The organism is Pseudonocardia sulfidoxydans NBRC 16205 (genome assembly GCF_007989085.1).
Classification (GTDB): Bacteria; Actinomycetota; Actinomycetes; order Mycobacteriales; family Pseudonocardiaceae; genus Pseudonocardia; species Pseudonocardia sulfidoxydans.
The window spans coordinates 1-9,900 of the sequence record NZ_BJVJ01000128.1; the positions used below are offsets into that span (position 1 = coordinate 1).

The following is a 9,900-nucleotide window of genomic DNA, read 5'->3' on the forward strand; positions in this document are numbered from 1 at the left end:
AAGCGTCTGGAGTGGGATGGCATGCTCGCGGTGCTGACGCGCCGACGCCGGAGATGCCGGCGTCGCGGTTCGGGATCGGGCCTGGCCGGCGATCGCAGTCGCGCTGGCCAAGCACCGGTACGCCGCGACTCGGAGGTCGACGGCACGAAATGCAATCCCGGCCCTGGGTGAGGCAAATTGGCTGGGCTGGTCCTCGTGCACGGCCGCGATAGTCAGGCTGGTGGGACCACGTCGTGCCGTTCCTGGGTCATGGCGCTCGACCTGAATGGGCACCGCGACGGTGACCGCTGCCCCGCCTTCTGGCCTGGACTTTGTGAACATGCGAGGTTTGCGACTCTGGCTACCAAACGTGGAATCGGGGGGTCGCCGACCTTAATCGGGCGCAGCGTGGACGGCTGGCTGATCTAGGCTCGCGTCATGCCGACACCGGCCAGGCCCGCCGCTGAGGATCGCCTGCGGGACACGACGATGACCGTCGACCCCCCGCGCGACGGCGGCTATCTGCGCGACGGCGCCGAGATCTATCGGCAGTCGTTCGCTACCATCCGCGCGGAGGCTGACCTGTCGGGGCTGCCGGTCGGCCTCGGGCCGGTGGTGGTGCGGATGATCCACGCCTGCGGGCAAGTGGATCTCGTGACCGACATCGCGGCCTCCGCCGGTGTCGTCACGGCCGCGCGGTCGGCGCTGCGCGCGGGCGCGCCGATCCTGTGCGACGCGCACATGGTCGCCGCCGGGGTGACCGCGGCCCGGCTGCCGGCGGGCAACGACGTCGTCTGCACGCTGCGCGACGAGCGCGTCCCGCGCCTCGCATCGGAGCTCGGCACCACCCGCTCGGCGGCCGCGCTGGAGCTGTGGCGCGACCGGCTCGACGGCGCCGTCGTCGCGATCGGCAACGCCCCGACCGCGCTGTTCCACCTGCTCGACATGCTCGACGCCGGCGCCCCACGCCCGGCTGCGGTGCTGGGCGTTCCGGTCGGCTTCGTCGGCGCCGCGGAGTCGAAGGCTGCGCTGGCCGACCGCGCTGACCTGGAGTACCTCGTCGTGCACGGCCGACGCGGCGGCTCGGCGATCACCGCGGCGGCGGTCAACGCCCTGGCCACCGAGCACGAGATTCTGCCGTGACGGCGGGGACGCTCTACGGGGTGGGCGTCGGCCCCGGTGACCCCGACCTGGTGACGGTCAAGGCGGCCCGGCTCATCGCCGCCGCCGACGTGCTGGCCTACCACGCCGCCGGACAGGGCCGCTCGATCGCGCGCCGGATCGCCGAGCCTCACCTGTGCGGCACGCCGATCGAGGAGCCGCTGCTCTACCCGGTCACCACCGGCACGACCGACCATCCCGACGGCTACCGCGGCGCCATCGAGGAGTTCTACGTCGCTGCCGCGGCCCGGCTCGCCGCGCACCTCGACGCCGGCCGCGACGTCGTCCTGCTCGCCGAGGGCGATCCGCTCTTCTACGGCTCCTACATGCACATGCACAAGCGGCTGGCGGCGCGCTACCGCACGGTTGTAGTCCCGGGCGTGACCTCGGTGAGCGCGGCCGCCGCAGCGCTGCAGCAGCCGCTCGTCGAGCGCGACGAGGTGCTCACAATCCTGCCCGGCACCCTGCCCCGCGACGAGCTGGCCCGTCGGCTCGCCGACACCGACGCGGCCGCTGTGCTGAAGCTGGGCCGCACGTTCACCGCCGTGCGCGACGCAGTGGCGACCGCGGGCCGCCTAGACGACGCGGCCTACGTCGAGCGGGCCAGCTCGGCCGAGGAGCGCCTCGCGCCGTTGGCGGGGGTCGACCCGGCGACGGTGCCCTACTTCGCGGTCGCGCTGCTGCCCGGGCCGATCGCGGCAGCCGCCCCCGTCGACCCGGCCGGGCCCGGCGTCCGGGCCGAGCGCGCGGCGGTCGACCCATCCGCGGACGACCGGGGTCTGGGCACACCGGGCGAGGTCGTCGTCGTCGGCACCGGCCCGGCCGGTCCGTCCTGGCTCACCCCGCAGGCCGCGCAGGCCATCGTCGCCGCAGACGACCTCGTCGGTTACGGTCCTTACCTCGACCGGGTGCCCGTCCGACCCGGGCAGGCCCGGCACGCTTCGGACAACCGCGTCGAGGTCCAGCGAGCGGCGCACGCCCTGGACCTGGCCGCCTCCGGACGGCGGGTCGCGGTCGTCTCCGGCGGGGACCCCGGGATCTTCGCGATGGCCGCCGCCGTCGCCGAGGTAGCCGCGGAGCCCAAGTACGCCGCCGTCCGGGTCCGGGTGCTGCCAGGCGTGTCGGCCGCGCACGCCGTCGCTGCCGCCGTCGGTGCCCCGCTGGGTCACGACCACGCGGTGATCTCGCTGTCCGACCGGCTCAAGCCGTGGGACGTCGTCGCGTCCCGGCTCGTCGCCGCCGCCAGGGCCGACCTGGTCATCGCGATCTACAACCCGCGGTCGAAGGCCCGGCCCTGGCAGCTCGGCGCGGCCCGTGATCTGCTGCTCGAGCACCGCTGCGCTGACACCCCGGTGGTGCTGGGCCGCGACGTCGGCGGCCCAGGCGAGCGGCTCGTCGTCACCACGCTCGGCGAGTTCGACCCGGACCAGGTCGACATGCGCACGCTGGTCGTTATCGGATCGACGACGACCCGGGTCGTCGACCGGAGGGGCGGCCGGCTGGTGTTCACCCCCCGGACCTACACCGAATGAGCGCGCACGCGCAGCGCGGGCTGCGCCACGGTTGGACCACCGGCGCCTGCGCGACGGCCGCGACGGCTGCCGCGTGGACGGCACTGCTGGCCGGCGAGTTCCCCGACCCGGTGACGATCGCGCTCCCCAAGGGCCGCCGGCCGTCGTTCGCGCTGGCGCACACCGCGCGCGAGGATGACGCTGCCGCGGCCGGGATCGTCAAGGACGCGGGCGACGACCCCGACGTCACGCATGGCGCGCTCGTCCTGGCTACCGTCCGGCGCGGAAGGCCTGGCACCGGTGTGACCTTTCGCGCCGGGGAGGGCGTCGGCACCGTCACAAAGCCGGGCCTGCCGGTGGCAGTGGGCGAACCCGCGATCAACCCGGTGCCGCGAAGACTGATGACCGAGGCCGTCACTCGGCTCGCCGAGGCGTACGGGGCTGCCGCCGACGCCGTCGTCGAGATCGCGATCCCCGGCGGGGCCGAGCTCGCCCGTGGGACGTGGAACCCGCGGCTGGGGATCGTCGGCGGACTCTCGGTACTCGGCACCACCGGGGTCGTCGTGCCGTACTCTTGTTCGGCCTGGATCGACAGCATCCGCCGCGGCGTCGACGTCGCGCGCGCGACCGGCTGCACCCACGTCGGCGCCACGACCGGCAGCACGTCGGAGGCCACCGTGCGAGGCCTCTACGGCCTGCCCGAGGAAGCCATGCTCGACATGGGCGACTTCGCTGGTGCCGTGCTCAAGTACGTACGCCGCCACCCACTGCCGCACCTGACGATCGGTGGAGGCATCGGCAAGATGGTCAAGCTCGGCGACGGCCACCTCGACCTGCACTCAAAACGCTCCCAGGTCGACCTGCCGGGGCTCGCGACGCTCGTCGCGGACGCAGGTGGTGGCACCGCACTCACGGCCGCGGTCCAGGACGCCAACACCGCCCTAGATGTACTCGGCCGAGACGTTGGTGACGGAAGGCGGGGTGGTCGAAGAACCTTCGGCCGGTTGACGAGGTGTAGTCGGTTGGCCCGGGACTACGGGCGCACGACCGTGCACGCCGAGGCGATGATCAAGCTCGCGATGATCCGGCTCATGGCCGCCCGGCCGACGAGTCATAGGCGGGCTTACCCGGACGGACGGACACACCCGACCGAACGATCAACGGCTTCTGGGCAGTACAACGGCTGCCACGCTGCCTGATCGCCGGGTTTCACACAACAACTCACTAGGCGCTCGCATCCCGCGAACCACAGCTAGCTGATCAAGCGTGGTCGTTGGCCTGCGAGCCTCGACCCCGGTTCAGCGGCGCGTTGAAACCAGATTGAAAGTCCTCCGACCATCCTCTTTGCCTAGGGACACCGGCAGGCGGGCAACGCACTCTCACGTTTCTGGGCAAACCCGCACGTCGGACAAGCCCGCGACCTGCGCCACAGTCGACGGTCGCCGCCCGCCGACCCCGGGGTCGTGCGGTCGGCCTAGAGGTGGCTGGACGTTGGGGTCAGGAAGCCGCAGTCGATCAGGGAGAAGCGTGGTCATATCGCGCATGTTGGGTACGCGGGCAACACACCGCCGACGGGCCAGTCGCGGCGAGAGAGGGACGCTGGCAGCGCCCGAGGCGAACGCGACGCGCATCCGCGTGCTTCTCGCGTCAAGGGTGGGGCCCTCTAGTGCCTCCACCGGACGGTGAAAACGTGCTCCTCGACATCGTGTGTCTGGGACCGTTCGGCTGCCGCGTGCATGCATCTGGGCGGCGAAGCCGCGGACAGAAGCGGTCGCCGTTAGCGTCGTTCACCGGACAACCCGATGACAGCTCGTAGCAATCGGTATATCGATACACGCTCCCCTGCTGGAGTGGGCAGCGACGGTGTCACTCTCCCGTCGCCGCCCACTCCATGGGCACATTTCGAAAGTGCGCTACGGCCGCCAACCTTGAACGCATACTGGTCCTCCGTTGTGTAGCAACAAGTGAAAGCTCATCGGTAGGAGGTATTGACTCGTGCGACTTGTACTCGTCGGTCCGCCGGGCGCGGGTAAAGGTACCCAGGGAGCGCGTCTGGCCGAACGGTTGGATGTCCCACACATCTCGACGGGCGACCTTTTTCGTTTCAATGTAGACAATGAGAGCCGCCTCGGCATGGAAGCCAGGAAGTACATGGTAGCGGGCGAACTCGTGCCGGACTCAGTGACGCTTGGCATGGTCCGCAACCGCCTCTGTCACGATGACGCGGCGAGAGGCTTCATCCTTGACGGGTTCCCGCGGACGGTTCCCCAGGCCGACTCGCTGACGCATATCCTCGCAAGGAGCGGTACGTCACTCGATGCCGTAGTGCAGTTGAAGGTTGACGCAAATGTCGTCCTGCAACGGATGCTAGCTAGGGGCCGGTCTGACGACGATGAAGTCGTCATCCGCAATCGTCAGCAGATTTATCGCGAAGAGACAACCCCCTTGCTGTTGCATTATGTGGATGCCCTTGTCAGCGTAGACGCAGTGGGCGCGGTCGCCGATGTGACCGACAGGATTCTGGCCGCGCTTAAGGCGCGCCCGGGTTAGGAGCGGGAGTGATAGAACGCGCCTACCAGGACTGTGCTCGCCGATCCGGCAGGTCTCGCTAATGCGGGGCCATGGGTGAGCGACAGGGTTGCCGCAGCGGTCCGGACTGGCGGATGAGGCGGAGCGTTCAGGGTCGTTGCCGTGGACGGTGTCTAGGTCGCGAGCGCTAGGGACCCTGGCCGGCGGCCGCGGATCGGGTGGGACGATGTCGGGGAGCGGCGGGAGCTACGTGATGGAGTGGGCGTCGCGGGTCCGGGCGGCGGTCGCTGATCCTGCAGGGGAGGCTCTCGCCGGGCAACCGGCTGCCGCCCAGGCAGGAGCTTGGCGTCTCGCGGTCGTTGCTGCGCGAGTGTGTCAGCGCCCGGTCGCAAGCGCTTGTCCTCGACATGTCCGCCAGGGCGCCGGCCCCTACGTCACGAGCCTCGAACCCACGGTGCTGCTGTCGGGTTTGTCGTTGGTCATGGACCTCATGTAGGGCAACAGGCTGCCGGAGATATTACGGCGCGACGGCTGCTCGAACCCGCAGCGACGGCGCTACTGCGTCCCGCGTTTCCGACCTCGACGAGCTGCGTGTGCTGATGAACAAGCTGTCAATAGTCGATGACTCGGAGGACAAGCTGTCGGTCGACAAGGCCTTCCACAGCCGCATCACACAGGTGACCGGCAACCAGTCGCTGTGCTCGGTGCTCGACGCGGGTGTTCAGCCGCGGCCTGTCGTCCCGCGTGTGGCGGTCCGCCATGGAGTGCGCCCGGATGGACTGAGTGATGGAGCAACTCGAGCGCATCGTTCGGGCGGTGGAGATGCGCAACCCGGACGCGGCGCGCGCAGCGTCGGCGATGAACCTCGTCGAGTCCGAGCGCTGGCTGCGCGAGGTCGTGCAGGCGGAGGTCACGAGCGGGGTCGAGCTCGGGGCGATCGCCGCCGGACTCGTCGACCCGACCGTGGCGATCCGGCGGGAGCAGGATCCAGGATGACCGTGTACGTGGCCGGGGTCGGCGGTGTGCCGATCGACGGCTGGCACTCGATTCAGGCAGGCGACCTCGCTGGTCTATGGATCGCTGTCGAGCGTACCGGCGCGCCAGCGGGTTCGTACGCCGTCGACCAGGACACCCTGACCCCTCAGTCGGGAATCGGCCCGCGGAGGCGCATGCCAGCTACTGCTCCACCTAGGTTCAAGCAGTTTCATGCCCTCCCTCACCTGGGCATTTCGCGCATTGCGGGGTCCCATCGCGAATCTGTGCTACGAGGTCTCGGCGGCCCGGGCCATGTCTGACCATTTGCATCATCCGCACATGCTCGTCGCAGGTGTAATGGGGGAGGCAAACGCATCCACAGGTGCGAATAGCATGCAGCCCTACCGGCTCCGGCTAACGGGCGTGCCGGCCGTCCTAGTTGTAAGTAGCTCCACGCGCCGGCATCACCTCGATCGACTCGTCGAGAGCGGGGCTCGTGTCACAGTCGTCGGGACGCCGGTCAGCACCGACATGGCCAGGGCGATCGCTTACCACCGAGTCACGCACCACGACAGAGCCTATTGTGTCGACGACCTAAACCTGACGCGGTTGATCGTTTCCGCCACCGGTAGTGCCACGGCCGACCTCGCGCGTGACGCGGAACAGAGGCAGGTCATCTTACTTGAGAGCCCTGCGAATATGCCCGCACCGCATCCCCGGAGGCAGAGAAGTTCAGTCGCACGTGGCAGCGTCGCCTTGATCGGTGGAGGACCCGGCGCAGCAGACCTCATCACGGTTCGTGGCCGGCGATTGCTTGAACTCGCCGATGTGGTTATCGCTGACCGGCTAGCGCCTCGCTCGCTGCTCACAGAACTCGCAGCTGAAGTGGAGGTCATCGACGCGTCGAAGATACCCTACGGACCCCGTGTCTCACAGCAGCGAATCAATGAACTTTTGGTACAGCATGCTCGGGCTGGAAGGCGTGTCGCTCGGCTCAAAGGCGGTGATCCGTTCGTCTTCGGCCGAGGTTACGAGGAACTGATCGCGTGCACGGAGGCTGATATTCCTGTGACTGTGGTTCCGGGTGTCACCAGCGCGCTCGCCGCGCCAGCTGCTGCATTGCTGCCTATTAGTCATCGCTCCGTGAACCACGAAGTGACTATCGTTTCTGGGCATGTCCGGCCACATGACCCGACGAGTTTGGTCGACTGGGCTGCGCTTGGCCGGCTGCGTGGCACGCTCGTACTTCTGATGGCGGTCGAGAACGCGGGCTGTATCGCGACGGAACTCATGGCCAACGGACGGCCTCCTGGCACCCCAGTGGCTGTAATCGCGCGGGCGACCTTGCCTGGAGAGCAGGTGGTTCGCACGTCCCTGGCGCATCTTTCCGACTCGCTTCTCAACGAAGATATTAGACCGCCCGCGGTGATCGTCGTCGGCCCGGTAGCAGGATTGTCACCAACAAGCACGAGCTGGGCTACGATCGCATTAAAGATGACACAACCTGGTCAGTTTGCCGACTAAGCCCGTCGCTGGGCTCCACACAGTGCTCCGCCCGAGCCCCCCTCAAGACCGGCATAGTCGTCACGACGACAGACTTCGAATTATGCTATGTCGATTCCGCTTGAAGAGGGTGACGATCTGATGGGTACTACGTCTCGTGACGGCAGGCTCCGCTCACCTCGAAAGCTGATTGTCGTTGCCGGACCAGAACCGTGGACGGGCCTCATCTACACCACGAAAGGTTCTGATCGCCACAGGTATCGCAATCCGGCCGAGCTCTTTATCCTAATAGGACTCCTTTGCGGCTGGCCTCGGGACGCTATCTCTAATCCTCCGACCGGACAGGGGCTACTACCTGCGTGTCGTCTCGTAAATCAGGATGGACCGCTTGACCGTCGATCAGACGCTAGCCAGTAGACGCAACGAGTAGGAAAGCTGCTTCCAGCAGAACTTCAGTGGAACGGGCGGCAGCGGTTAGCCTGTTCAGGGCGAGACTCATCACCGGGCTTTCACTAAGGCTGGCGATCAATTGGCGAGCGGTTGGTGGCGAGCACTCTTTGATGCTGGAGGCTGAACGACAATGGACGCGGGACGGAAGGCGTCAATCGAGGAGGTTCAAATTCGTCTGTTCTATCCCGACCAGCTGGCGCGCCACCGATGAACAGTGGAGGTCAGGCGCATGGCAATCCATCTGACTAGGATCTACACAAAGACCGGCGATGACGGCACGACCGCCCTCGGCGACTTGAGCAGGGTCCCAAAGACCGACCCCCGGCTGACAGCGTACGCCGACACCGACGAGGCGAACGCTGCGATCGGCGTCGCCGTGGCGGTCGGCCAGTTGTCCACGCGCGTCCTAGGCGCGCTTCGACAGGTCCAGAACGACCTATTCGACGTCGGCGCGGACCTGTCCACGCCGATCGTAGTGAACCCGTCGCACCCGCCGTTGCGGGTCACGGAGGATTACGTCACTCGGCTTGAGGGCTGGTGCGACGCGTTCAACGCCGACCTGCCCAAGCTCGCGTCCTTTGTGCTGCCCGGCGGCGCCCCCGGGTCCGCGTACCTGCACGTCGCGCGCACAGTCACCCGCCGTGCCGAACGGTCGGTGTGGGCGCTCCTTGTCGCCGACGCGGACCGGTCCAACCCGCTGACCGCGCGCTACCTCAACCGGCTGTCGGATCTATTGTTCATCCTCAGCCGCGTCGCGAATCGGGATGGTGACGTGCTGTGGCGCCCAGGCGAGCCCGGGGAATCGGCCCAGACGGCCGCTCAGGATGGCTGAGGGCATGTCACGATGGGCGGCAGCGCAGGGTCACGCCGCCAAATTTCGGTCATACTCTGGCCACTCGGGCATCAATCGAGAGTGCCAGCGCCGCTTGATGGGGCGTTGGTGCACCGCTCTGGATATGCTCAACGACTTCAGACCAGACGCGATTTGGCGGACTATCCTTGTCGCCCGCGGCGCCGAGCACAGTGACCTGGAGGACACCGCCGGGGATACGGGCCAGCGAACCGCGGGCCGTCGCGCTGCGGGAACGGTCTGACGAATGGTGCGCGTGATGGGCGACTCGACTCCTGACCTGCGCGCCCTCGACCATCATGGCGACGCCGACGCTGCACCCGGGCTGCTCGACTTCGCCGTCAACGTGTGGGGCGGGGCCCCACCGCCGTGGCTGCGGGCTCGTCTCGCGAGGCTGATCGACGACCTCGCGCAATACCCCGCGGCCGGGCACGACGCCCGCGCCCGCGCCGCCGTTGCCGCCCGCCACGGCCGGCGTCCCGATGAGGTGCTGGTGCTCGCCGGCAGCGCCGAGGGGTTCGCGCTGCTGCCCGCGCTTGCGCCGCAGCACGCCGCCGTCGTGCACCCCGGCTTCACCGAGCCGGAGGTGGCGCTGCGCCGGGCCGGCGTGCCGGTCACCCGGGTGCTCACCGACCCCGCAGCCGGACACCGGCTCGACCCCGGGGCGGTTGAGGCCGCGGCGGCGGCACGCACGCTCGCCGTCCAGCGGCGGGCGCAAGCCACCGAGCTGGCCGCTGTGCCGGGCGTGCAGGTGCTGCCCGGGGTGGCCCCCTACCTGCTGCTGCGGCTTCCGGTGGGGACCGGTGACTGGGTCCGCGCCGAGCTGCGATCCGCGGGGATCGCGGTCCGCCGGTGCGACACCTTCCCCGGCCTGGACGCCGACCACCTGCGTGTCGCCGTCCGCCCGAGCATTCTCGTTAACCGGCTCGTAGACGCCCTAGC

At 68.5% G+C, this 9,900-nt stretch carries 8 protein-coding genes; all 8 read left to right on the forward strand.

The features are described 5' to 3' along the window. The first annotated feature begins 468 nt into the window (after positions 1 to 468). Positions 469 to 1,122, forward strand: coding sequence for a precorrin-8X methylmutase (locus PSU4_RS29775; protein WP_147115835.1), 654 nt, complete (start codon positions 469 to 471; stop codon positions 1,120 to 1,122). Further along, positions 1,119 to 2,672 carry a precorrin-2 C(20)-methyltransferase gene (locus PSU4_RS29780; protein WP_147115837.1) on the forward strand — a complete coding sequence of 518 codons (1,554 nt, stop codon included), beginning with the start codon at positions 1,119 to 1,121 and terminating at the stop codon, positions 2,670 to 2,672. Before PSU4_RS29775 ends, PSU4_RS29780 begins: the two co-directional genes overlap by 4 nt. Next, a complete protein-coding gene (locus tag PSU4_RS29785) occupies positions 2,669 to 3,850 on the forward strand; it encodes a cobalt-precorrin-5B (C(1))-methyltransferase (protein WP_147115839.1) in 1,182 nt (393 codons plus the stop codon). Before PSU4_RS29780 ends, PSU4_RS29785 begins: the two co-directional genes overlap by 4 nt. Before the next feature lie 796 nt (positions 3,851 to 4,646). Beyond that, on the forward strand, positions 4,647 to 5,201 hold the full coding sequence (locus PSU4_RS29790; protein WP_147115841.1) for an adenylate kinase: 555 nt from the start codon (positions 4,647 to 4,649) through the stop codon (positions 5,199 to 5,201). A 765-nt stretch (positions 5,202 to 5,966) separates the two neighbouring features. Continuing rightward, positions 5,967 to 6,176 (forward strand): hypothetical protein, encoded by a 210-nt coding sequence (locus PSU4_RS29795; protein ID WP_147115843.1) that lies wholly within the window; start codon positions 5,967 to 5,969, stop codon positions 6,174 to 6,176. 678 nt (positions 6,177 to 6,854) lie between these two features. Next, positions 6,855 to 7,679, forward strand: a complete 825-nt coding sequence (gene cobA, locus PSU4_RS32665) for a uroporphyrinogen-III C-methyltransferase (protein WP_307724811.1) — start codon at positions 6,855 to 6,857, stop codon at positions 7,677 to 7,679. 658 nt (positions 7,680 to 8,337) lie between these two features. Continuing rightward, positions 8,338 to 8,940 (forward strand): cob(I)yrinic acid a,c-diamide adenosyltransferase, encoded by a 603-nt coding sequence (locus tag PSU4_RS29805; RefSeq protein ID WP_147115845.1) that lies wholly within the window; start codon positions 8,338 to 8,340, stop codon positions 8,938 to 8,940. Positions 8,941 to 9,217: 277 nt separating this feature from the next. After that, positions 9,218 to 9,900, forward strand: a 683-nt coding sequence (locus tag PSU4_RS29810; protein ID WP_246115440.1) for an aminotransferase class I/II-fold pyridoxal phosphate-dependent enzyme, incomplete at its 3' end; no start/stop codon positions are given.